Source organism: Micromonospora sp. NPDC047753 (assembly GCF_040642735.1).
Classification (GTDB): Bacteria; Actinomycetota; Actinomycetes; order Mycobacteriales; family Micromonosporaceae; genus Micromonospora.
The window spans coordinates 1-22568 of sequence record NZ_JBEYSL010000047.1 but is presented as its reverse complement, the minus strand read 5'-3'; the positions used below and the strand labels follow the sequence as shown (position 1 = coordinate 22568).

General features: G+C 70.0%; 22 protein-coding genes and 1 pseudogene. 13 read left to right on the top strand and 10 right to left on the bottom strand.

Translation table 11 applies throughout. The annotated features are described in order from the left end of the window. Both ABZ749_RS06670 and ABZ749_RS06665 read right to left on the bottom strand, forming a co-directional pair. On the bottom strand, positions 1–607 hold a 607-nt coding region (locus ABZ749_RS06670; RefSeq protein WP_357223581.1), incomplete at its 3' end, for an NAD(P)-dependent alcohol dehydrogenase. A gap of 151 nt (positions 608–758) precedes the next feature. Continuing rightward, on the bottom strand, positions 759–962 hold the full coding sequence (locus ABZ749_RS06665; RefSeq protein ID WP_013283833.1) for a cold-shock protein: 204 nt from the start codon (positions 960–962) through the stop codon (positions 759–761). A 263-nt stretch (positions 963–1225) separates the two neighbouring features. On the opposite strand from ABZ749_RS06665, the gene ABZ749_RS06660 reads away from it, so the two are divergent. Next, the gene (locus tag ABZ749_RS06660) at positions 1226–1837 is read left to right on the top strand and encodes a hypothetical protein (protein ID WP_357223578.1); all 612 of its coding nucleotides are present in this window, start codon (positions 1226–1228) and stop codon (positions 1835–1837) included. Positions 1838–2168: 331 nt separating this feature from the next. Continuing rightward, positions 2169–3404 carry a PP2C family protein-serine/threonine phosphatase gene (locus ABZ749_RS06655; protein ID WP_357223575.1) on the top strand — a complete coding sequence of 412 codons (1236 nt, stop codon included), beginning with the start codon at positions 2169–2171 and terminating at the stop codon, positions 3402–3404. Between the two features lies 1 nt (position 3405). Here the strand turns inward: ABZ749_RS06655 and ABZ749_RS06650 are convergent, their stop codons facing one another. Continuing rightward, positions 3406–3729 carry an STAS domain-containing protein gene (locus tag ABZ749_RS06650; protein WP_357223572.1) on the bottom strand — a complete coding sequence of 108 codons (324 nt, stop codon included), beginning with the start codon at positions 3727–3729 and terminating at the stop codon, positions 3406–3408. A gap of 230 nt (positions 3730–3959) precedes the next feature. Between ABZ749_RS06650 and ABZ749_RS06645 the strand changes: the two genes are divergently transcribed. Then, positions 3960–4382, top strand: a complete 423-nt coding sequence (locus ABZ749_RS06645; protein WP_357223570.1) for an ATP-binding protein — start codon at positions 3960–3962, stop codon at positions 4380–4382. A gap of 81 nt (positions 4383–4463) precedes the next feature. Here the strand turns inward: ABZ749_RS06645 and ABZ749_RS06640 are convergent, their stop codons facing one another. Both ABZ749_RS06640 and ABZ749_RS06635 read right to left on the bottom strand, forming a co-directional pair. Beyond that, entirely contained in the window at positions 4464–5963 is a 1500-nt protein-coding gene (locus ABZ749_RS06640) for a protein kinase (protein WP_357223566.1), read from the bottom strand. Positions 5964–6116: 153 nt separating this feature from the next. Continuing rightward, positions 6117–6539: a GNAT family N-acetyltransferase gene (locus ABZ749_RS06635; RefSeq protein ID WP_357223563.1), complete on the bottom strand. Its 423-nt coding sequence runs from the start codon at positions 6537–6539 to the stop codon at positions 6117–6119. 32 nt (positions 6540–6571) lie between these two features. On the opposite strand from ABZ749_RS06635, the gene ABZ749_RS06630 reads away from it, so the two are divergent. Further along, complete coding sequence (locus ABZ749_RS06630; protein WP_357223561.1) at positions 6572–7123, top strand: LURP-one-related family protein; 552 nt, start codon at positions 6572–6574, stop codon at positions 7121–7123. 142 nt (positions 7124–7265) lie between these two features. Here ABZ749_RS06630 and ABZ749_RS06625 read toward each other — a convergent pair whose 3' ends face one another. Further along, positions 7266–9542, bottom strand: a complete 2277-nt coding sequence (locus ABZ749_RS06625; RefSeq protein ID WP_357223558.1) for a glycoside hydrolase family 44 protein — start codon at positions 9540–9542, stop codon at positions 7266–7268. A gap of 296 nt (positions 9543–9838) precedes the next feature. Between ABZ749_RS06625 and ABZ749_RS06620 the strand changes: the two genes are divergently transcribed. The 5 genes from ABZ749_RS06620 (at position 9839) to ABZ749_RS06600 (ending at position 13923) form a co-directional block, all read left to right on the top strand. After that, positions 9839–10612, top strand: coding sequence for a hypothetical protein (locus ABZ749_RS06620; protein WP_357223555.1), 774 nt, complete (start codon positions 9839–9841; stop codon positions 10610–10612). Positions 10613–10847: 235 nt separating this feature from the next. Continuing rightward, complete coding sequence (locus ABZ749_RS06615) at positions 10848–12077, top strand: cytochrome P450 (protein ID WP_357223552.1); 1230 nt, start codon at positions 10848–10850, stop codon at positions 12075–12077. Then, positions 12074–12301: a ferredoxin gene (locus tag ABZ749_RS06610; RefSeq protein WP_357223550.1), complete on the top strand. Its 228-nt coding sequence runs from the start codon at positions 12074–12076 to the stop codon at positions 12299–12301. Before ABZ749_RS06615 ends, ABZ749_RS06610 begins: the two co-directional genes overlap by 4 nt. Positions 12302–12434: 133 nt before the next feature. Continuing rightward, entirely contained in the window at positions 12435–13274 is an 840-nt protein-coding gene (locus tag ABZ749_RS06605) for a helix-turn-helix domain-containing protein (RefSeq protein WP_357223547.1), read from the top strand. A gap of 67 nt (positions 13275–13341) precedes the next feature. Beyond that, on the top strand, positions 13342–13923 hold the full coding sequence (locus ABZ749_RS06600; protein WP_357223545.1) for a dihydrofolate reductase family protein: 582 nt from the start codon (positions 13342–13344) through the stop codon (positions 13921–13923). Between the two features lie 96 nt (positions 13924–14019). On the opposite strand, the gene ABZ749_RS06595 is transcribed toward ABZ749_RS06600, so the two are convergent. The 3 genes and pseudogenes from ABZ749_RS06595 to ABZ749_RS06585 all read right to left on the bottom strand — a co-directional run bounded on the left by ABZ749_RS06595 (position 14020) and on the right by ABZ749_RS06585 (position 16138). Continuing rightward, positions 14020–14502, bottom strand: coding sequence for a GNAT family N-acetyltransferase (locus ABZ749_RS06595; protein WP_357223542.1), 483 nt, complete (start codon positions 14500–14502; stop codon positions 14020–14022). A gap of 136 nt (positions 14503–14638) precedes the next feature. Then, positions 14639–14833, bottom strand: a pseudogene (locus ABZ749_RS06590) (VOC family protein); the annotation flags it as partial. A gap of 12 nt (positions 14834–14845) precedes the next feature. Continuing rightward, positions 14846–16138, bottom strand: a complete 1293-nt coding sequence (locus ABZ749_RS06585) for a serpin family protein (RefSeq protein WP_357223539.1) — start codon at positions 16136–16138, stop codon at positions 14846–14848. A 158-nt stretch (positions 16139–16296) separates the two neighbouring features. Here ABZ749_RS06585 and ABZ749_RS06580 point away from each other — a divergent pair, with 158 nt between their 5' ends. Together ABZ749_RS06580 and ABZ749_RS06575 are read left to right on the top strand one after the other, a co-directional pair. Then, the gene (locus ABZ749_RS06580) at positions 16297–17544 is read left to right on the top strand and encodes an FAD-dependent monooxygenase (RefSeq protein WP_357223537.1); all 1248 of its coding nucleotides are present in this window, start codon (positions 16297–16299) and stop codon (positions 17542–17544) included. Between the two features lie 8 nt (positions 17545–17552). Then, positions 17553–18041, top strand: a complete 489-nt coding sequence (locus tag ABZ749_RS06575; protein WP_357223534.1) for a MarR family transcriptional regulator — start codon at positions 17553–17555, stop codon at positions 18039–18041. A 25-nt stretch (positions 18042–18066) separates the two neighbouring features. On the opposite strand, the gene ABZ749_RS06570 is transcribed toward ABZ749_RS06575, so the two are convergent. Continuing rightward, positions 18067–20922, bottom strand: coding sequence for a BTAD domain-containing putative transcriptional regulator (locus ABZ749_RS06570; protein ID WP_357223531.1), 2856 nt, complete (start codon positions 20920–20922; stop codon positions 18067–18069). Positions 20923–21111: 189 nt separating this feature from the next. Here ABZ749_RS06570 and ABZ749_RS06565 point away from each other — a divergent pair, with 189 nt between their 5' ends. Beyond that, positions 21112–21966, top strand: coding sequence for a hypothetical protein (locus ABZ749_RS06565; RefSeq protein ID WP_357223528.1), 855 nt, complete (start codon positions 21112–21114; stop codon positions 21964–21966). Positions 21967–22057: 91 nt separating this feature from the next. Beyond that, complete coding sequence (locus ABZ749_RS06560) at positions 22058–22294, top strand: DUF1737 domain-containing protein (RefSeq protein ID WP_357223527.1); 237 nt, start codon at positions 22058–22060, stop codon at positions 22292–22294. The last annotated feature ends 274 nt before the right edge of the window (positions 22295–22568 follow it).

Sequence of the window (22568 nt, the reverse complement as noted above, 5' to 3'; positions counted from 1 at the left end):
CTGTCACCTCGGCACCCATCGCTGCGGCGATTTTGACAGCCATGTGGCCCAGGCCGCCCAGGCCCACCACGGCGACCTTCCTGCCGGGACCGGCATTCCAGTGCGCCAGCGGAGAGTACGTGGTGATGCCCGCGCACAGCATCGGCGCGGCCGCCTCGTACGGGATGGTCTCCGGCACCCGCAGCACGAAGTCCTCGTTCACGACCACATGGGTCGAGTACCCGCCCTGGGTGACGGAGCCGTCGCGGTCGACGCTCGCGTACGTCTGGGTGTTGCCCTTGAGGCAGTACTGCTCGTTTCCGGTGCGGCAGTTCTCGCACTCGCGGCACGAGTTGACCATGCAGCCGACACCGGCGCGGTCGCCGACCGTGTGGCGGGTGACGTCGGCGCCGACCTCGGTGATTCGGCCGACGATTTCGTGGCCGACGGTGAGCGGGTAGGGAACGCTGCCCCAGTCACCGCGCACGGTGTGGATGTCAGAGTGGCAGATGCCGGCGTAGCGGATGTCGATGAGAACATCGTGTGGGCCCAGGTCCCGCCGTTCGATAGTCGTACGCACGAGCGGTTCGCTGGCGGACGGCGCGGCGATGGCGTTGACGGTGAAGATGATGTCCTCCGGTGACGTGATGCTGACTCCTGGCGGATCGCGCAGACGTACCTTGCCGTCCCTCGGGCCATGGTGAGACGCCGTGGTGGACGCATGAAACGCCGAACGGCGGCCCGCTGAATCAGTCGGGCCGCCGTTCGTAGCGTGTGGATCAGAGCGGGCGGATGTTCTCCGCCTGCGGGCCCTTCTGGCCCTGGGTGATGTCGAACTCCACCTTCTGGTTCTCGTCGAGGCTGCGGAAGCCGCTCGCCGAGATCGCGGAGAAGTGGGCGAAGACGTCGGCGCCACCGTCGTCCGGGCTGATGAAGCCGAAGCCCTTGTCGGCGTTGAACCACTTCACGGTACCTGTAGTCATGTCTGCTCCTCGCAGGCTGTTAGAGACCGCACTGTGCGGACCCTTACGCCGCCGCGTTGATCACCCGCGTCGAAACGACACGAAAAACGAAAAGCGCCTGGGTGGGTTCAGATGACCCATCAGGCGCTGGAAAACGTCTACGGAAATCAAAACTGCAACTTGGTTACCGTAGCAGATGATGTGTCGTCGATCCCGTAGGGGTAGGTGGCGACCCAGCGAACAATACTCTGCGCCAGACCTTGGCCTCGTTCCATCATGGGCAGGTGACGCGCACCGAGAGCTGGATACTGGCCGGGTTCGTGGCCGGCTTCCCCTGGAACCCAGCCGAACAGGACTGGACCGCCGACCCTCCGCGCGCCGTCCCCACTGTCAGCGACTGCCTCGCCGATCTCTTCCCGGCGGAGCGGGGCATCGAGCCGTGGCTACAGCCTCTGATCGAGCCGTGGTACCGATCCCTTCAACAGGCAGCTGATGCCGTCAGGCACCGGCCTTCGGACTCCCGCACCGCTCATGTGCTTAGCACGAGCGTGACGGTTACGGTGGCCACCGAACTGGCGGCCATGGTGGAGATGTGGATCGGCGACCTTCCGCATCCGATCCGGACGAACCTCGCGCAACCTGTGGCCGCTCCACCCGGCAGAACTCTCGGGTTCGAGGTACTCGGCTTCGACACCGGCCGCTTCCACAGCTGGCTCTGCTACCGACTGGATACCCAGGCACGCGACAAACTCGGCATCCGGACGGGAGATGCCGCGCTGCTGACCTCCCTCGACGACGCACAACGAGTCGCTGACATGGCCAACAACAACCACGGCACTCATGACGGCACCCCTGAGGACGTCAGCTGGTTTCCCGCACTCATCACCGAGCACTGACGACCGCGGGCCGGGTGGGCGTTGAGCGTAGGGGCGTCCAGAGATTTCGAGAATCTTCTTAGTTGACGGCAACCTGCGGGCGGTGGTTCGCATGTACCCGGATGTAAGCGACGCTTGCCCTGCACCAGGCTCTCGCCCAACTCACCCAGCAGCAACGCACTGCCTGACCGCCTTCCTGGGAAGTCCCCGGGCTGAGGATCCGCAGCCCAGGCCACCTGTACGCCTGACTTCGGTCCGCTGGGCTGGCAGCGCGGCGGTGGCGGTCCTTGTGCTCGGCGATGGCCGGCGGGTCTCGTAGGCTCTGTCAGTGCGGACCAGTCGAGGACGGATCATGACGCAGATGTTGGACGCGGCGGAGAACGCCTCGCCGGTCGAGGCGGTCGAGGCGGTCACCCGGGAACTCGGTGCGGCGCTGGGTGCGCGCAGCGTGTCATTCCTGATCGCGGACCTCAGCGGTCGGGCGCTGGTCCGGTTGGCCCATGTGCCGCTCGACGGTGCCGGTGACGGCCGCCGGGACGGTGACGAGGTTGCCACTGTGATGCCGTTCGACAACGGCCCCGCCGAGCAGGCGCTACGCAGCCAGACGGCGCAGGTTTTCGCGCAGCCTGACGGATGGACGGTGTTGGCGCCGGTGACCGACCGTGGTGAGGCTATCGGTCTGCTGGAGATGATCCTGCCTGACGAGCCCGCCCCGGCGACACTGCAGGAGATCGCCCGCACGGCGCACGTGTTGGCGTTCGTCGTGATCGCCAACCGGCGGTACACCGACCTGTTCGAGTGGGGGCAACGCACAACCCCGTTCACCCTGTCCGGCGAGATCCAGCGCCGCCTGCTGCCGGCCTCGTTCACCTGTGAGAGCAGTGCGTTCATTCTGTCCGGCTGGCTGGAGCCCGCCGCCAGCGTCGGCGGGGACACCTTCGATTACAGCCTTGCCCGAGACGTGCTGCATTTCAGCGTCACCGACGCGATGGGCCACGGGGTGGCCAGCGCGTTGACCGCCACCCTGGGCGTGGGCAGCCTGCGTAACAGCCGCCGCCGCGGCGCGGTTGATCTGGTGGCACAGGCCGACGCCGCGGATGCCGACGTGGCCGAACACGCCGCGGTGCCCGGCAGTTACATCACTGCGATCCTCGGCCGTCTCGACCTGCGTACCGGGGTGTGCGCGCTGCTCAACGCCGGGCACGTGCCGCCGCTGCTGGTGCGCGACGGGGACGTCCGGACGCTGTCGCTACCGGCCAACTTCCCCCTGGGTATGTTCGCCGGGGCCGGTTACCACGATGGCGAGATCACGCTGCGACCCGGCGACCGTCTGGTAGTGCTCACCGATGGCATGCGGGAGCGTAACGCCGCCAAACTGGATCTGCCGAACATGCTGCGGTCGATTGCTCACCTGCATCCGCGTGAGGCTGTCCGGGCCCTGGCCGACGCCGCGCTCGAGGTCAGCGGACCGACCCTGGCCGACGATGCCACGCTGTTCATTCTGGACTGGCACGGCGGGCACAGCGAGGAGCGGCGGAGCAGTGCCGGCGCCGACCAGGCGCGCGCCAGTGCCGCGCTGCCTGACTGATCTACCGGCCCGTCGCGTCATCCGCGGACGGCACGCTCGCTTCAGCGGCCCGCACGCTGTCATACACGTCGATGACCCGATCCACTGATGTGACCGTCAGCACGTTACGCACGGCGGGCTGCGCCGCAGCGACGGACAACCGTCCGTCGGCGACACGCATCGCCTTGAACATCACCACCAGCGCACCCAGGGCGCTGGAATCCATGAAACCCACCCCGGCCAGATCCACCACTACCTGCTGTTCACCGGCGTCAACCAACCGTTGCAGACCCTCGCGCAACTGCGGAGACGTCGCCATGTCCAGCTCGCCGCGCACCTCAAGCACGGTGCAACCCCGGCCCGGCCGGGCCGACAACAGCAAGTCCACGACACACTCCCCACGCCGATGATCCCCGCATACTCTATTCTGCCGGCGGGCGAAGCGCCGCCGGCCGGCGTACGTCGAGCGGACATCTTGACCGTTTCAGCTCAGCAACCCCGGGTAAGGCTGACAACAACCGGTGCGTCCCGCTTCAGCCCGGCGCGGTTGCGTACGGGCCGAGGAGGAACTTCGCGATGCGCGTGACCATGATGCTGTCGCTGCCGCGGCAGCCGACCTCGGTGACCCGAGCCCGCCACACACTCGTCACCCTGCTGAGCCTCACCGAGGCCACCGAGGAGTCTCGTGGCCACCTCGCCGTGCTGATCAGCGAGGCATGCGCCAACGCGGTGATGCACGCCGATCTCGACAGCACCGTCGACATCACCATCGATATCGACGATCAGCTATGCCTACTTGAGGTCGGCAACCGCGGCAGTAGTCCCAACGGCGCTGGACGGCTCGACGTCGACCTGCCCGACCCGCTCACCGTCGGCGGCCGTGGGCTGCCCTTGATCGCCGCACTTGCCGACGCGGCGGCCTTCGTCGCCGGGCCACAGGATCGCGTGCTGCTCCGCATCACCAAGTACCTCGCCCACCCGCAGCCTCAGTCGACCTGATGACCGGAAATGCCCGCCCGGCTCCGAAGTGCGTCACCAGTCGGTCGGTGCAATGTCACCACTACGGAGCGTGTCGTCAGCTCACTGACGGCTCTCCCTTATCTTCGGCAACAGCGTGCCGTGGTCACACCGCGCCTTGATCTCGCTCCTGTTGCCCGCGGACAGCAGCACCACCTGGATCTCCTTGACCGGCCCGGGGTGGTAATCCTTGAGGCGGTAGCCGGGGGCGGGAGCGACGTCCACAACGCGAGCCTGATCGCCGGTGCAGAGCACAGTCACCACACCACCGAGTGCCCGCAGGGCTGTACCTGGCTTCGGGGAGGTCGGCGCCGGCGCGGCACTGGACGGGACCGTCGACTGGCCGGCACTGGGTGACGTCGTAGGGCCAGGGCCGGCCGATGAACCGGCTCCGGCGCTCGCTTCAACAGGCCCAGCCGGAGCGGCCACCGTGCGGCTTGGTCGCGAGACTGGTGTGGGCTCCGCGGACGTCTGCCGGGCAGCAGGTGTCTCGGTGGCAGACACATCGAGGGCAGCGTCGGGCGGGGCGGCACCCTCACGTGTGGCGATGCCGCCCGACCTGCCATCGACAGGTACGAACTGAGGGAGCAGGAGCGAGACGGTCGCTGCCGTCGCCATGAGAACGGGGATCAACGCGGCATTTGGGATGCGGCGACGCCGGCCGGTAGAGGGGTCGGCGGTAGGCGGAGCCGACACGGGCGAGACGGATGCCGACTGCGCCGCCTGTTTCACCCGGCGCTCGGCGTCATCGGCGAAACCGTGCAGGGCTGCGGCCACCTCTGCGGCGTCCGGTCGATCCGCCGGATCCCTGGCGAGGCAACGGTCGAGGAGGCGGTGAACCTCCGGTGGCACGCCCTCGACATCCGGCAGCGGCGCCGGATCGACGTACACGTGAGCCGTCAACATCTGCGTGGGGGTCTCCGCCGACCAGGGCAGCTCGTTGGTCAGCGTTCGGTACAGCAACAGCCCGAGCGCGTAGACATCGGAAGCGGGCAGGACAGTGCCACCGGCGAGCCGTTCCGGTGCGAGGTAGGCCGCGGTGCCCAACAGTTGTCCGTCCGCCTCAAGCTCCGGCCGACCCGCTGTGGTGGCGATACCGAAATCGACCACCTTCACACCGGCCGGTGTCAGCATCACGTTGGACGGCTTGATGTCCCGGTGCACCAGCTTGCGTTCGTGCGCGGCGGCGAGCGCCTCGGCGACCTGCGCGCACGTCCGCATCGCGACGGTCGGCGGCAGCGGACCGGCGGCAAGGCGCTCGGACAGGGTCTCGCCGGGCAGCAGTTCCATCACCACGTACGAGACCTGGCGGCCGGCGGCGTCGGTGTGCTCGCCATAGTCGTACACACTCGTCACGTGCGGGTGCCAGAGCCCCGCTGCGGCCCTGGCCTCTGCCTGGACGCGTTGCCGCGCGCCTCGGGCGGCGGCCTGCGCGCCGGCCAGGACCTTGACTGCCACCCCACGTTCGAGGACGCGGTCCCACGCCCGCCAGACGACCGACATGCCGCCAGCGCCGAGACGGCTCTCGACCTGATACCTGCCGTCCAACAGATCACCGACCATCACTGGGACAGCTTGCCAGAGTGGACCCCCGGCGGCAGGACGACCACATTCCACGCTGGTCAGAGGCCGTCACGGGCAGGGTCCCGTCGCTTGGGGCCACGGGCTATCCGAACATCCGGGCGCTCCGGTGGCCAGGCGGGCTGACCCGGCGCCTCAGGAACCGGTCGGCTCCCAGAGCAGGATCTGGCGGTGGTGGCTGAAGCCGTTGCGCAGGTAGAAGTCGACAGCGCGGCGACCGGAATGGACGGTTACGTGCAGCAGCCCTCGGGCACGGGCCTCGGTCAGGATCGCGGTCACGAGAGCACCGCCGATGCCGCGGTTGCGGTACTCCTCGCGGACCTCGACGGACTGGATGTCGCCGTACCGGCGATCCAGCGAATCGTTGCTGGGCACTCGTGCTGCGACGTGGAGCCAGGCAGCGCCGACGACGTCCCCGTCGATCTCGGCGATGAACGGCAGATGTGTTTCCCTGTGGGAGGCCACCCAGTCGGTGTACGCGCTGAGTCTGCCCTCGTCGATGCCGCGTAGCTCCGCGAGCGCCCCCACGTCTGCCGCGCTGGCCCTCCGCACGATCACCCAGGGGAGTCTAGGCGAGCCGATCGCTGGCGGTGCCCCAGTCTGCCCGGCCAGCACTTCGGTGTGCGGTGGGGGAGAATCGACTCATGTTTGTCATCAAGGAGCGGTTCTTCTCGATCGGCGACGACTTCGACGTGCTCGACGAGCACGGCACCAAGGTCTTCCACGTCGACGGCAAGGTGCTCAGCGTCCGCGACAAGGTCGTCATCGAGGACGCCTCCGGCCGTGAGGTCGCCACGCTGCACCGGCACCTGGTGGCGCTGCGTCCCACGTACGAGATCCGCATCGGCGGCGAGAAGGCCGCTGAGGTCCGCAAGAAGCTGCTCACGCCGTTCCGCGACAAGTTCACCATCGACGTGCCGGGGCCGGACGACCTGGAGATGAAGGGTGACCTGCTCGACCACGAGTACGTGATCGAACGCGACGGCACCGAGGTGGCCTCGGTCTCCAAGCGGTGGCTGACGATCCGGGACACCTACGCCGTGCAGGTCACCGCCGGCGTGGACCCGCTGCTCATCATCGGTAGCGTCCTCGCGCTCGACCTGGCCATGAACCGTGACAAGAAGAAGGCCGACGAGGACTGACCTCCTGGGCGGCAACGGCGGTGCTCGGGGTCGGGCCACGGGTCTGGCCCGGACGGCCGATCAAGAGCGGAGGGGCCGGGGTGCTGCTGCACCCCGACCCCTCCGGCCTGCTCCGTCGGCGCGGGGATTGGGATTTCTCAGCTCACCCGCAGCGCTGACCGTTGAGGTTGAAAGCGGTCGGCGCCGGATTGGTGCCGCTCCAGGTGCCGTTGAAGCCGATGCTGGTGGACGCGCCGGGGGCGAGTCTGCCGTTCCAACTCATGCTGTCCGCGGTGACGCTCGTTCCGCTCTGTTTCCAGGTGGCCGACCAGCCCTGGCTGACTTTCTGGCCGGCAGTGGGGAAGTCGAAGGCGAGGTTCCAGCCGTCGACAGCGGTGGTGCCGGTGTTCTTGATAGTCAGTGTCGCGGTGAAGCCGCCCGGCCAACTGTTCGCCGTGTAGGCGACCGTGCAGCCGCCGGTCGGGGCGGTGGGCGCGGTCCGCACGGTCAGGCCGGGCGAGGCCGCCGAGACGTTGCCCGCCGCGTCGCGGGCGGTCACCACGAAGGTGTACGGGGTGTCCGGCGTCAACCCGGTCACGGTGTACGCGGCGCCGGTGGCGCTGCCCACCTTCACGGTGCCGGCGGTGTCGACCCGGTGCACGTCGTAGCCGGTGACGGCGGTGTTGTCGGTGGACGGCGTCCAGGTCAGCGCGACGCTGTCGCCGGTGATCGTGCCGGCGGTGGGCTTGCCCGGGACGGTCGGGGCCTGGGTGTCGCCGGGCGTGGTGCCGCGCGGCAGCACCAGGTGGGTGATGGAGTTGGCCGGGAAGGTGGCCGTGAGGCCGCCGGCGGTCACCGGAAGGTCTGCCTCCCGGACGACGCCGGTGAGATCCGCCCCGCTGTAGCGGTAGACCTGAGCGGTGCTGGCGGAGGCCCCGGTGAGGGTGACCGGGCTGGTCAGGTCGTCGCCGGTCTTGTTGACGACGACCACCGTGAGGGCCTTGTCGGCGCTGCGCTCGGCGGCGTACACCGCCAACTTGCCCTGGTCGGCGCTGGTCGCCTGGACGGAGGTCTCGCCGAACGCGCCGCCCTTGCCGTCGTAGTTGCGGTAGACGCGGAACGCGTTTGCCACCGGTTGGTCGGCCGTGGGCGCGGTCCAGAGGGTGGCCAGGTCGAGCCCTTCGCGGCCGAAGATGCCGAGTACGTCAGCCTGGGCGAGGGCGCCGTTGAGCGACCCGAAGCCACCCCAGTTGTACTCGGTCATCGCGACCTTCGTGCCCGGGTAGTGCTGGTCGACCAACTCGCGCAGGCGCGGGATGAACCGGACCGGACTGTTGATCCAGCTTTCGTCCACGTAGGTCGGATCCCAGAGTTGGCGGGTCGAGCGCAGCCGCAGCGCCTGGGTGTTGGCGTCGCCGGCCGCGTCACCGAGCACGCCGGACTGCTGCGGGTAGAGGTGGACGTCGAAGTAGTCGAGGATGCGGGTGCCGTGCTGCTGCTCGTACTCGCGCATCCGGTCCAGGTACCACGGGCCGAGGTCCTGGCCGCCGTGCGCGGCCTTGTCCGGTGGGTTCGACCAGCATCCGGTGCGTGAGCAGGTGTCCTGGTCGAGGCCCGAGAAGATGATCGAGTTGAGGCCCCAGCCGACCGGACCGAGCGTCTTCGCGCCGGGGTCGGCAGCCTTGATCGCGGCGGCGTACTCGTAGGTGCGGTCGCGTAGCTCGTCGTATCCCATGCCGGTCGGGCGGACGTCGCGGTGGGTGGATTGCCACAGGTCCGGCTCGTTGTCCAGGTTGTAGAACTGGACCCCGCCGTCGGTGGCGGCGCCGAACTGCCCCTTGAGGTGGCTGACGAAGTCGGTGACGTACTCCGGACCGACGGCGACGCTGGTGTCCTTCGGATCGTTGCCGGTGACCAGCGTCCCGTCCGGTTTCTTGCCGTTGCCACAGTCCGGTGCCCAGGGATCGGTGGCCTCCTGCGGGCCGTACTTGGCGACGCTGAAGCCACACGCCCGCGACCGGTCCTTGGCGATCCAGCCGAGCATCGGCACCGTCATGACCGTGGCGGCGCCGGTGGCCTTGTTCTGCTGCACGAACCGATCGCTCTCCGAGCCCTCCGGGAGGTCGCCCGGACTCGGGTTGTCGTTGGGAATGTTCTCGAAGTACCAGTCCGACGCGCGGTTGGTGGTGTCGGCACGGAAGTTGTAGCGGGTGGTGGCGTTGCCACCGTAGCGGTGCACCGGCAACCGCAGGTCGCTGGCGAGGGCCTGGTCGGCGAAGTTCATGCCGTAGATGTACGGGCTGATCTGGTGCCGGGCGGCAGTGGTGTCCACGGCCAGCGCCGGGCCGGCCGCGGCCAGGGCGGGCTCCGGCAGGGCCAGACCGCCGAGGGCCGTGGCGAGCACGACCGGAAGTAGAGCTGTGGTGGGACGCACGAGCATTCCTTTCGCAGAGGAGGCTCGTCGATGGGAGCGCTTCCACAGCGTTACGTCTTCCTGGCTTCGAGTCAACGCCCAACTCAGGGGCAGTTGGCGAGCGGCAGGTCGGCTTCACTTATAATGACGCCTATCAATGCGATCGACGCTGATGCGGTCGTGCCGGAATGGCTCGGATCGCCGCAGTGCGGAGGCAACCGCGCCGCAGCGGTGCGAGCGGGTGCGCCTCAGCGTCGCATGACCGGAACATTCCTGCTGGCCCGGCCCCTGCGGTGGGAGGCCAGCCGTCCTGGAGGATGACAATGCGCAGATTTCTCGCTGTGTTCAGCGCCGCCCTGATCCTCGGCGCCGCAGTCGGCAGCGTCCCGGCCGGGGCATCGGCGGCCTCCCGGCCCTCGTGCCCCCGTGGTCTGCTCTTCTGTGAGGACTTCGAGCGACTGCCTCCCGGAGGGCCCAGCACGTTGAACTGGGGCGTCGACACCCGCCACGGCACGCTCACCGTCGAACGTGCCCGTCGTGGCAACCAGGCGCTGCACATCCACACCGTTGACAACGGACGTGCGTTCCTGCGCGTCGACGACTTCGCCGCGCCGGGCAACCGCTTCTACGGCCGGATGCGTCTGCGCGTCGACGCCTTCCCCACGGCCCCGGACTGGGCGCACTTCACGCTGGTGGAAGCGACCGGCACCGGCAGCGCGGAGGTCGTCCGTCCGATCGGTGGGCAGTACGCGCCCACGGTCCCCGGAACCTTCTGGGGGATCGGCGCCGACGGCGGTCCGACCGGCGACTGGACCAACTGGCGGGAGTCCGCCCCGGTCGCTGAGGACACCTGGCAGTGCTTCGAGTGGAAGATCGACTCGGCGGACAACCGCGTCGAGGTGTGGATCGATGGCGTGGCGAACCCGGAGTTGACAGCCTCCACGACCGACCACGGTGGCAACAACGTGCCCTTTGTCCTGCCGACGGTCGACACGGTGAAGATCGGCTGGCAGCTCTACCAGGGCGGCACGACGCCGGGCGAGTTTGACCTCTGGATCGACGACATCGCCCTCTCGAGCAAGCGGCTCGGCTGCTGATCTGAGGCCCGGGTGGCTCGGAGGCTCTCCGCCGGGGTGCGGCCTTGCTGCCGCACCTCGGCGACGCGGACCGGCCTCCATGGCGATCATCGACATCTCCCGCTACGATCCGACATCGATGGATTACTGAGCGTTGATGTGTTCCGTCCGCAAGCCCTGGACGCCGGCAATCCGGCGCCGCTACGAACGTGGTGCCGACCTGAGGATCCACGCCGTCTCGACGAAGGGAATCCGGATGACGGAGAGCGCGCAGACCACCGAGAGCCGAAGCCTCCCGCCCGCGCGGCCGTACCCGTTCAGTGTGCCCGACCGCCTGGTCGTCGATCCGACCTATGGCGAGCTGCGCGAGAACGAACCGATGACCCGGGTGAAGCTTCCCTACGGCGAGGAGGCGTGGCTCGCCACCCGGTACGAGGACGTCCGTACGGTCCTCGGCGACGTGCGGTTCGGCCGCGCCCCGGCCGTCCAGCGCGACGAGCCCCGGCTCACCCCGCGCCAGCAGTACAGCGGCATGCTGACAATGGACCCGCCCGATCACACCCGGCTGCGCCGGCTGGTGGCGAAGGCGTTCACGGCACGTCGGGTGGAGGCGCTGCGACCCCGAACCCAGGAGATCGCCGACGCGTTGGTCGACAACATGGTCCAGCTCGGTCCTCCGGCCGACATGGTGGAGCACGTCGCCACGCCGCTGCCGATCCAGGTGATCTGTGAGCTGCTCGGGGTCCCGTACGCCGACCGCGACCGCTTCCACATCTGGTCCGAGGCGATCGTCTCGACCACCTCCCTGCCCGCGGAGACGATCCAGGAGTACCTGAACAACCTCTGGGGCTACATCGGTGGTCTGGTCGCCGAGCGCCGCCGCGAGCCGGGGATCGACGACCTGCTCGGCGCGTTGGTGCGGGCCCGCGACGAGAACCAGGATCGGCTCAGCGAGACCGAGCTGGTGGAGCTGGCCGCAGGGCTGCTCGCGGCCGGCCACGAGACCACAGTCACGCAGATCCCCAACTTCGTCTACGTCCTGCTGCACAACCCGGACCAGCTCGCTCGGCTGCGGGCCGACCCGTCGCTGGTGCCGGCCGCGGTCGAGGAACTGCTGCGGTACGTGCCGCTCGGCGTCGGCTCCTCATTCGCCCGGTACGCCAAGGAGGACGTCGAGGTCGGCGGGGTGCTGGTCCGGGCAGGTGAGCCGGTTCTCGGCTCACTGTCGTCGGCGAATCGGGACGGTACCGTCTTCGCCGACCCGGACCGGCTGGATCTCGCGCGTGAGCAGAACCCGCACCTGGGCTTTGGGCACGGCGTACACCACTGCGTCGGCGCGCAGCTGGCCCGCATGGAGTTGCAGGTCGCCGTCGCCACCCTCGTGACTCGCCTGCCCGGGTTGCGGCTCGCCGTACCGGAAACCGAACTGCGGTGGAAGCGGGGCATGTTGGTGCGGGGCCTGCTCGGCATGCCGGTGGCCTGGTGAGCACCGCCTGGCGAATCGGGGTGGACTCGGGCCGCTGCATCGGCACGAGCATCTGCGCCGGCACCGCGCCCGAGCACTTCCGCCTGGTCGACGGCCGGTCCACGCCGCTGACCGACGTCGTCGCCCCGGACGACGTCATCCTCGACGCCGCCGACTCGTGCCCGGTGGAGGCGATCACGGTCCACGACGTCACCGACGACCGACTGATTGCGCCGCAGGAGTGACCTGACATCGAGCCGGGCCGTCTGCGCCCACGAGGTGGGCAGGTGGTGCGGGTGCTTCTTGAGATCAGCGACGATGCGGTCGCTCTGCGTGGTGGACAGCTCAGTGTCCCGCGGCGCCAGCGATACTGTGGGCGTGGAGTACGTGTCCAGAGTGCCGCGACCGCCGCTGGACGGGCTGATCGACGACCTCTACTACCTGGAGGGTGCGCCGCCGTACGCCCGGCTGACGCTGCCGGCAAGTCCGGCGGCGTTCTTCATCGTCAACCTCGGGGCACCGTTCCGCATCCGCGCCGGCGCCGACGTCCAGACGGCCGAGTACGCCGACGGCTGCGTGGTCACCACGCCCACCCGTGCGTTCGATTTCGGCTACCCACTCCGGACCCGGTCCGTCGGCGTGCACTTCAAGCCGTGGGGGATGGCACCGTTCCTGCCGATGCCCGCGGTGGAGCTGTGTGACCGGCCGGCGACGGTGGAGCAGGTGTGGGGCCGGCCCGCCATCGCTGAGCTGCGAGACCGGCTGGCCACGGCCGAGGGACCCCACGAGATGCTGACGCTGCTTGAGGACGAGCTGATGCGACGGCTGGGCGACGCGGCCGGCCTGGGGCTGGTCCGCCATACGAGCCGCATCATCGCCGCGACCAGTGGGGCGGTGGCGATCGACGACCTGAGGGTTTCCGCCGGTGTCAGCAGCACTCACCTCGCGCGGCGGTTCAAGGAACTCGTCGGCGTCACACCGAAACGGTTTGCCCGCACCTACCGCTTCGCCGCCACCGTGCTCTCGATCAACCCCGCCGAGCCGATCGACTGGGCCGACCTCGCCGGTGGCGCCGGCTACTTCGACCAGGCCCACTTCGGCCACGAGTTCAGGGCCTTCACCGGGCTCACACCCACCCGGTACGTCGAGGTCCGGCGGCGGTTCCTGCGCGAACATCCTGGTCACGTGCTGGACGGCTGGCCGCTACCGAGCGATTGATTCCTTACAAGAGCGACAGTCCACGGAACTCTAACCTGAGGGCATCCCCAAGCAGAGGAGCGCGCCGATGGGCGACGTGGTCATGTACAGCTCGGTGTCGGTGGACGGCTTCATCGCGGACGAGAACGACCAGCCCGGACCACTGTTCGACTGGTTGACCAGCGGTGACGTCCCGTTGGACGAGAGCGGCGCGTTGAAGGTGTCACAGACGTCCTACGACTACGTCCGGCCGTACTGGGACCGGATCGGGGTGACGATCGCCGGCCGCCACGTCTTCGACATGACCGACGGCTGGGACGGTAAGCCGCCGAGCGGGATCGACCACGTGGTCGTCGTGACGCACCGGCCGAAACCCGAGGGCTGGGACCCCGAAGCGCCGTTCCACTTCGTCGACGGTGTCACGGCAGCCGTGGCCAAGGCGCAGGAGCTCGCGGGTGACCGCATCGTCGAGGTCGCCGCTGGCGACGTCGGCGGTCAGGTGCTTGCCGCGGGCCTGGTCGACGAGGTGCGCATGGACGTCGTACCCGTGGTGTTCGGGTCCGGAAAGCGCTACTTCGGGTCGGTCCACGCGCAGCACCTGTTGGGGGATCCTGACGTGGTGATTCAGGGCAACCGGGTGCTTCACCTGCGCTATCGGGTGCGCCGTTGACCGATCTGGGCGGGCGGCGGGTGTTGAGCAGGCAGTGTCCAGATGGAAGACGCTGTGACCGGGCGGGGTGCGTCGCCGCACCCCGCCCGGATCAGATCAGAGTTCCCGGTAGTAGACGGCGACCGGCAGCGGCGTGCAGCCCAGTGCTTCGTACAGGGCTCGGGCGGGCGCATGGAACTCGTCCCCGCCCGTGCCGATCATGACGACCTCGGCGCCGAGTTCCCGCATCGCCGCGAACGCATGCTCGCACAGCACGGTGCCCGCGCCGAGCCGGCGGTGCTCCGCGGACACGGCGAGGATGGTGACGTTGGCATTGCGGCACTGAGGCTCTACCGCCCAGGCCACGTAGCCGGCGATGGTGCCGTTGCTCTCGGCGACCGCAACGTACCGGTGCGCGGCGGGGTCATGGAGCTCGGCAACCTGCTTGACGTAGTCGTCGCGCCACTTGCCGTGCTGGTTGGTGAAGACGACCTCGCCCAGCAGAGGGCGGAAGGAGTCTTCGTAGAACGGTCCGAACGTCTCGATGGTCAGTTCGGTGAGCCGGGCCAGGTCATGCTGAAGGAACGAGCGGATACGCATGTGAGTGTGCCTCTCGAGCTGAGGTCCTGAAAGCCAACAAACCGGGCATCAGATGGCCGGCCGGCGGCCGGAACGGCGGCGAGCCGACCCTCAGTGGCGAATACGCCAAGCGGCGAAGCAACTCATGACAGGAATCCTACGGGGCGCTGCCATCGCATTCGTGGCACGGAGTATTCGCCAAAGCTGCCGGCTCGGTCCGCGGTTCCCGGACGAAGGTGACATCGGCCTCGACCATCAGCCGGTAAGCGGCGTCGAAGTCGTCGGCGCGGAAGAAAAAGCCCACTCGGCCAGCTAGCTGGTTACCGATTGCGGCGCGTTGGCCTTCTCCGTTGGTCCCGTCCGCTCAGGCTGGGCCCTCGGCCAGCGGGTCGTGGACCCGGCCGAGGAACAGCGGTACGCCGGTGAGCCGGTCGTGAATGACGTACAGGAATGGCCGGTTGACGAAGAACTGCGGCCCTTGCGGGATCGACGGCGGCCGGACGATGACGGCCGACGCGGCTGCGGCCTCGGTACCCTTCTCGTCCACCGCGATGAACGTCTCGTGCACCACGTCGTCGATGGACAGGGCCGGTTGGGTGCTCATGCCGGTGAAGTCGGCCTGTGACGTGAACGCGGTGGGCATGCCGAGGCTGCTCAGCGCGGCACGAAGCTCGGCTGGCAGGCGGAACGTCCACCGGGGCAGGCGCAGTTCGACGTCGGTGATCTGGAACCCGGTCAGCAACGCGCCCAGCCAGGTCGCATCGAGGCTCGCCTCGACCGTGGCGAGATCGTCCCGGGTGGGCATGACGATGGCCATGGCAAGCCCGTCGCCCGCGTACGGCACGTCGACTGCGCGCCAGCCGTCTCCCTCGAGGTAGCCCATCCGGTCGAACGGACCGCGCATGGTCGGGACGTCGACGACGGTCCCGTCATCTCTGGTGAACGGTCCCGTCGCGGTGGCCGCCGTAGTGAACGGGTACTTCCAGGCCGCCTTGAGGTAGAGCGTGTTTGTCAGGATCAGGCTGGTGTCGGGGCTCACGGCGTCGGACTGCAACAGCTCTGGGATCTTCGCGTTGGTCCGATCGGACACCCAGGTGTTGATCTCCTGTCGGGCTACCTCGGGCGCGCCGCGGAAGTCGACCGGTCGTGGCGTGGCACCGTAATAGCCGGCCAGGGTGTCCCGGAACCTGGGTCGCAGGACCAGATCGAGGCGCGTCCACAGCGCGTTGGCGGTGGTCAGCCGAGGCTGCTTGACTCCGTCACCGTCCTGGTAACGGCCGGCGAGCGCCTGCTCGACGGTGTTGAGTCCGTGGTCGAGCGCGCAGGGGCGCGGACGCGGCGCGTGAAGCACCGTGTCCATCTCGTCCGCCGTGGTCGTGCGGGCGCCCGCCCTGGTCATCGCGAGCGCGAGTCCGACCGAGTACGGCGCGCACACCACATTGCCGCCTGCCCGGGTCGCCGCCACGGTGCGGTAGAGGTCGGCCGTGAAGCCGCGAACGGCGGTGGCGGTGGCCTGCATCGTGGCCGGGTCGGGTGGTACGCGGTCCGTGTCCGCCGAGGTGGACGGCGGGCCGGGCCAACGAAGATCACCCGGGGCGGCGGTGAGGGCAGCTGCCGCGAGCGGGACCGCCCGCAGAACGGATCGACGCGAGACCATATATGGAGGTTAGGGCAGTCCCACGGAAACCCACCAGGCGCGAGCCGAAATTCATCGAAACTCAGCGATGCCTGTCACTCGTGCCGGCACTTCAGCGAGTCTGCCTCGGCTCGGCCGGCGGTCTTGCCCAAATCATCTTACTCATTAAGATAATCCTCGTGAACACATCGACGGACTTCTCGGTGGCGATCGCCGGCGCCGGACTCTCCGGCCTCTGTCTCGCCCAGTACCTGATGCGCGCCGGCATCGACGTGCACGTCTACGAACGGGACCCGGGCCCCTTCGTCCGGCGGCAGGGCTATCGGATCATCCTCGACCGGTACGGCCTGGATGCGCTGCGCGAGAGCCTGCCCCGCTCGCTGTACAACCTGGCGCTGACCACCGGCGACGAGCCCGGCGGGCACCTACGCTTCACCGACAGCCGGCTGCGGGACGCATTCACCATCACCTTCAAGGACGAGCCACACGCGACCCGCCAGGTCGACCGGCTGACCCTGCGGTCGATCCTGCAGTCCGGGCTGAACGGGCGCATCCACTACGGCAAGGACGCCGTCGCGGTCGACAGCGGTGACCCGGCACGGCCGCGGCTGCTGTTCTCCGACGGCGGCGCCGCGGCGGCAAGCGTCGTCGTGGGTGCGGACGGTGTCGGCTCGGCGCTGCGCGCGCAGATCATGCCGGACGCGAACCCGGCGAACAGCCTGATGGCGGGTATCTACGGCCGGTCGCCCCTGTGGCGCAACGGTGAGAGCATCATCCCGGAAGCGCTGCACAGCAGCGGGGTCCTGGCCATCGCCGACCGGCCGGGCCGCGCCTTCTTCTTCACCTCCATGCGGTTCGGCGAACGCCCGTCGGAGGCGTTCGCGCGCCTGGCCCCGGGCAGCTATGCGCCCACCGGCGACGACTACGTGATGTGGGGACTGCTGCTCCGGCAGGAGGAGGTGCCCATGGGCATCCGGGGCGACCTGCTGACGCTGTGGAGACTGGCCTCCGGGATGAGCATTGACTTCCACCCGGTCATCCGACGGCTGGTCGGTACGGCCGAGCTGGACGCCACGGTGCTCAACCTCTTCGCCGCCGGCCAGCGCCCGCGTCGGTGGGCCGTGCCCCGGGCAACGATGATGGGCGACGCCGTGCACGTCATGCCGCCGTTCGGCGCGCACGGCGGCAACACAGCGCTGCGTGACGCCGCCCTGCTCGGCCACAAGCTGGTCGAGGCGCGGGCCGCCGGCGCGCCGGTGGAGGAGGCGATCGCCAGCTACCAGGACGAGATGGTGCGGTACGCCTTCCGGGCCGTCGACACCGCGACCAGGCTGATGCGCCGCCTCACCGGGGGAGCGGCGGCACCCCACTGGGTGCTGACCCGCGTGCTACCTCGGCTGCACCGGGTCACCGTACCGGAGGGATGATTGCCGGCATGTCCCACGAGCCGGCCCGTGCGTCCGCGATCACCGACCTGATGCGCGCCGGGCGGGAGACGTCGCGGCTGTCCATGGTGTTCCGGTACGCCGTCGCGGAGCGGCTGGGCCTCACCGTGAGCGACCTGGAGTGCCTGGACTACCTGGCGGACGTCGGATCCGCCACCGCGGGGCAGGTCGCCGAGCGAACCAACCTCACCACCGGGGCGGTGACCAGCATGCTCCGCCGGCTCCAGCAGGCGGGCTACGTGACCGCCGAGCGCGATCCGGCGGACCGGCGGCGGTTGATCGTCACCCTGCGGCCGGAGCGGGGCGCCGAGTTGGAGCGGCCGTACGAGCGGTTCGCCGAGCGGGCCGAGCGACTCGTCGAGGGCTACAGCGTCGAGGAGGTCGCGCTGCTGGTCCGGCACTACGACCGCATGCAGGCGATGTACCTCGCCGAGTTGGACCGTCTCCGCGACGGCGACACCGCGCAGCGGTCAGCGTGAGGCGGCGTGGCGCGTACCACGTCACCTACGGTTCCCCGCCGCCCGCTGACGCCGCAGGGACGGCCGGGGCGGCCAGCTTGACCCTGGGGCGGTCGGCGTCCGGATGGCGCAGCTCGTCGAAGATCGTCAGCGCCTCTCGCCACGCCCGCCGCGCGGCGTCGAGGTCACCCGCGGCCTGCAGGCTGTCGCCAAGGTTGTCCAACACCTCCGCCTCGTCGTAGCGGTCGCCGAGTTCCCGGTGCAACTCCAGCGCCCGCCGGTAGCAGTCCGCGGCCCGGTCGTGGTCGCCGAGGCCGTGGTGGACGAAGCCGAGGCTGTCCCAGGTCAGCGCCGCGCCGTGCCGGTCGCCGGTCTCCTCGTGCAGCCGCAGGGCCGCCTGGCAGCAGTGCAGCGCCGGCCCTGGCTCGCCGAGCCGGGCGTGCATCCAGCCCAGATTGTTGAGCGCCTTGGCCTGCCCGACCCGGTAGTCGGCGGCCCGGTACAGGTCGAGGGCCAGCCGGGTCTCGTCGAGAGCCGCCCGCAGCCGGCCCTGCCGTGCGAGCACCCAGCTCACCCCGAGGTGCGTGTGCGCCCGTCCGGTGTCGTCGCCCAACTCGCGGTACAGCTCCAGGTCGCGCCGGTAGTGCCGGTGCGCCGCCTCGTGATCGCCCGACCAGGTGCAGGCGATGGCGAGACCCCGGTGCGCCAGGGCCTGACCGGCCAGGTCACCCCGGCGCAGCGCCGCCGCCAGGGCGGTCCGTTGCGCGGTGGCCAGCTCGGGCCAGTGCCCGCTGCGATCGAGGTACGTGGTGAGGGCCGCCGCCAGCGTCCAGACGTGCCGGTCCAGGCCGGCGCCCGCTGCCTGCTCCACACACGCCAGCAGGACGTGGTGCTCGGCGGCGAACCACGCGATCGCCCACGCGTGCTCCGGACGGTCGCCCACCGTCACACCCGGCTCGGGTGGAGGCAGCGCCGCCGGCCGCGCCAACCGGTACGGGTCGAGCAGGTGGTCCGCCGCGCGCGAGGCGTGCAGGTAGTGGTCGAACAGGCGGCGTCGGGCGGCCTTCCGCTCGGCCTCGGGGTCGGTGCCGCGACACAGCTCGGAGGCGTACGCGCGAAGCAGGTCGTGCATCGCGTACCGGCCGGGGGTGCGCTCGGTGAGCAGGTTCGCCCGGGTGAGGTCGGCCAGCAGCGGTTCGACCCGAGCCGGCGGCAGGCCAGCGAGGCTGGCCACCGCCGCCCGTCCGGCGTCGGGGCCGGGATGCAGCCCGAGCAGCCGGAACAACCGGGCCGGGTCGGCGTCCAACGCCCGGTACGACCAGGAGAAGACCGCCCGTACGTCGGTCGTGGGGTCGCCGGTGGCCAGTGCGGTGAGCCGAACCGGGTCGGTGTCCCGCAGTTCGGTGGCGAACGCCCCCAGCGGTACGTCGGGCTGCCCGACGGCGCGGGCCGCGACGACGGCCAGGGCCAACGGCAGGCCGGCGCAGCGGCGCACGATCTCGTCCAGCGCCGCCGCCTCGCGCCCGACACGCCCGCGACCGAGCCGACCGGCCAGCAGCTCCCGGGCCTCGGCCGGCCGAAGCACGTCCAGCGTCACCGGGTGGGCCCCGGCGTTCACCACCAGGCCGGTGAGCCGATTGCGGCTGGTCACCACGACCAGGCTTCCGGGGGATCCGGGCAGCAGGGGCCGCACCTGCTCTTCGTCGCGGGCGTTGTCGAGCAGCACCAGAACCCGGCGGTCGGCGAGCAGGGTCCGGAACAGGGCGGCCTGCCGGGGCAGGTCGGTGGGCATCCGCTGGGGCGGCACGTGCAGCGCTTCCAGGAAGCCGCGCAGCGCCTCGCCCGGCGACACGGCCCGGCCGTCGAGGTCGAACCCGCGCAGGTTGACGTAGAGCTGCCCATCCGGGTACCGGTGTGCGACCCGGTAGGCCCAGTGCACCGCGAGGGTGGTCTTGCCGACCCCGGCGGTGCCGGCGATGGCGGAGATGACCACCGCCCGGCCCGGATCGCCGTCGCCGCCGTTCCGGGCGGCTCCCGCCAGTTCGGCGGGCAGCAGCGCGTCCAGTTGCCGCAGCGCCGTCGCACGGCCGGTGAACCAGGCGGGGGCGCCGGGAAGCTGCGCCGGAGACGGGCCCTGGGGCTCCGCAGGGGTGGGCTCGGCCGGCGTCCGCCCCCGCAGCACCCGCAGGTGGGCCTCGCACAACTCGGGGCCGGGCTCCACGCCCAACTCGTCGACGAGGTGGCGGCGGGTCTCGGTGTAGAGCCGCAGCGCGGCGGCCCGCTGGCCGCAGCCGGCCAGGGCGAGCAGATACCCGGCCACCAGCGACTCCCGCAGCGGATGCTCGGCGACCAGGGGGCGTAGGGCACGCGCGGTGGCGGCGAACCGGCCGAGGCCGAGTTCCACGGCGGCGAGCCGCTCGTATGCGAGCAGGCGTTGCTCGTCGAGGCCGGTGGCGGCAGCGTCGACAAAGGCTCCGGTCGCTCCGGCCAGCGCCGGCCCCCGCCACAACGCCAGGCCGTCGCGCAGCAGTCGCGCCGCCTCTGCCCGCCGGCCGGCTGTCTCCTCGGCGCGGGCCCGCTCGACCGCCAGGGTGAACTCGGCGAGGTCCAGCTCGGCCATGGGTACGGTGAGCCGGTAGCCGCTGCCCTGGGTCGTCAGCAGGTCGGCGGCTCCCACCTCACGCAGGGCCGACCGGATTCGGGAGACGCAGACCTGAACCTGGGTCCGGGCGCTGGCGGGTGGTTCTTCGGCCCAGAGCGCCGACACGATCTGCCCGAGGGGCACCAGACGGTCGGCGTTGAGGAGCAGCAGCGCGAGCACCGCGCGTTGCTGAGGGCGGTCGATGGGAAGGACCCGCCCTCCGGCGGTCACCTGGACGGGGCCGAGGAGGGACCACCGCATGGCTTTCCTGTTCAGTCGTGTTCGGACGTCCACAGTCTAGGGACGACACGACCCTGCACGGCCGGCGCCAAGCGGTCGGATAGCGGACGACAAGCGGCCCCGCCCAGGCTCTCCTCAGTCGCCGGATCTGTTGGTCCGGGCGGGAGGCGGGCCGGCTTGATGTCGGCCGAGGCGGACAGGGAGAGCGACATGCGAGTAACCAAGAGGCGGGGCGTGCTGACGGCCGTCATGTCGACGGCGGCCGTGGTGGCCGGCATGGGTTGGGCGGCACCGGCCTCGGCGGAACCGGCGGGGTTGGAGACGGTCACCCAGTCGGCCGCGGAGAGCAGCCTGGACAAGTCGGCGTTCGCGTCCTGCCCGACCGGCAAGGTGGTCACCGGGGGCGGCGGCTTCCTCCTCGCCGGTTCGTCGGCCGCCGGACGGGTCGGGCTGGACCGGTTGGAGCCGCTGGCGAACGGCACCGGGTTCTTCGTGACGATGCGGGAGGTGGGCGCGGTCAACTTCACCGGCGACTGGGGACTGCAGGCCCTCGCCCAGTGCGCCACCACGCCGGCCGGGTACCAGGTGGTGGCCACGACCGGGGCGATCGGCACGGAGTTCGTCACGGCGAGCTGCGGGACGAAGAAGGTCATCGGCATGGGTGGGCGGATCAACAGCGGCCTGGGCGACGTCGTGCTCGACCAGGTGGTGCCGTCGTTCGATCTGACGTCGGTGACCGTCCGGGCGGTCCCGGTGCAGGGCACCTCGCCGTCCGGCTGGAGCGCCACCTCGATCGCGGTCTGCGCCACCGCGCCCGCCGGGTTGGAGCGGATCTCCTCGACGGGGACGAGCGCGAGCGACCCGTCCTCCAACCGGATCAAGGCGTGCCCGGCCGGCAAGGGCCTCTACAGCGCGGGCGCGGACATCAACGCCGGCAATGGTCAGGTGCTGCTGACAGCGGTCAACATCACCGGGGGTAACACAGTGCGGTTGCGAGCGGACGAGGACGCCGACGGCTTCGCCGGGTCGTGGAGCCTCAACGCGTACGGCATCTGCGGGAGCTGATCCTGGGGCCGGGGCCGCCGTTGGCGGCCCCGGCCGCCTCCGACCTGTCAGACCGTTGGCCACACCGGAACCGGGCAGGCACAATGCGGCGGTGTCAGATTTCGCCGGGCCGTTCGGCTACCGCCTCATCACCGAACCTGATGACGCCGAGTTCTGCAAACGCGTGAGCGCCCTTCTCGACCAGGGTTACCAGCTGCACGGGTCGCCGGCACTCACCTTCGACGGCGAACGCGTCATCGCCGCTCAGGCGTTGGTGCTGCCGCACTCCATCGGCTCCGCGCGACAGTCAGCGGAAGGCGTCGACGTCGCGCGCGGCCCAGGCGGCTAAGGGGCGTGCTAGGCCACCGCTGACACCAGCACCGTGTCACCGCCCGGACGATCTCCGCGCCTTCGTCGTGCGGCTCTTCCGATGCGGGGGAGCTGGGTGCCATGGCACGACCCGCGCCTGGGCGGTGCTGGGAATCCGACTCGCGCCGGCCGGGTGGGCCGGCCCGGCGTCCGGCCGGGCGAGACCAGCGGCGCTAGAGTCACTCAGTGCGAGCACGAAAGATACTCTACGTCATCGCGGGAGTCGCGCTCCTCGCGGCATGTGCCGTCCTGGC

Bases quoted from the DNA above. Each gene is read 5' to 3' on its own strand.
- ABZ749_RS06665 (WP_013283833.1), bottom strand. From the start codon at position 962: ATGACTACAGGTACCGTGAAGTGGTTCAACGCCGACAAGGGCTTCGGC.
- ABZ749_RS06655 (WP_357223575.1), top strand. From the start codon at position 2,169: ATGACGCAGATGTTGGACGCGGCGGAGAACGCCTCGCCGGTCGAGGCG.
- ABZ749_RS06645 (WP_357223570.1), top strand. From the start codon at position 3,960: ATGCGCGTGACCATGATGCTGTCGCTGCCGCGGCAGCCGACCTCGGTG.
- ABZ749_RS06640 (WP_357223566.1), bottom strand. From the start codon at position 5,963: ATGGTCGGTGATCTGTTGGACGGCAGGTATCAGGTCGAGAGCCGTCTC.
- ABZ749_RS06625 (WP_357223558.1), bottom strand. From the start codon at position 9,542: ATGCTCGTGCGTCCCACCACAGCTCTACTTCCGGTCGTGCTCGCCACG.
- ABZ749_RS06620 (WP_357223555.1), top strand. From the start codon at position 9,839: ATGCGCAGATTTCTCGCTGTGTTCAGCGCCGCCCTGATCCTCGGCGCC.
- ABZ749_RS06615 (WP_357223552.1), top strand. From the start codon at position 10,848: ATGACGGAGAGCGCGCAGACCACCGAGAGCCGAAGCCTCCCGCCCGCG.
- ABZ749_RS06600 (WP_357223545.1), top strand. From the start codon at position 13,342: ATGGGCGACGTGGTCATGTACAGCTCGGTGTCGGTGGACGGCTTCATC.
- ABZ749_RS06595 (WP_357223542.1), bottom strand. From the start codon at position 14,502: ATGCGTATCCGCTCGTTCCTTCAGCATGACCTGGCCCGGCTCACCGAA.
- ABZ749_RS06585 (WP_357223539.1), bottom strand. From the start codon at position 16,138: ATGGTCTCGCGTCGATCCGTTCTGCGGGCGGTCCCGCTCGCGGCAGCT.
- ABZ749_RS06575 (WP_357223534.1), top strand. From the start codon at position 17,553: ATGTCCCACGAGCCGGCCCGTGCGTCCGCGATCACCGACCTGATGCGC.
- ABZ749_RS06570 (WP_357223531.1), bottom strand. From the start codon at position 20,922: ATGCGGTGGTCCCTCCTCGGCCCCGTCCAGGTGACCGCCGGAGGGCGG.
- ABZ749_RS06565 (WP_357223528.1), top strand. From the start codon at position 21,112: ATGCGAGTAACCAAGAGGCGGGGCGTGCTGACGGCCGTCATGTCGACG.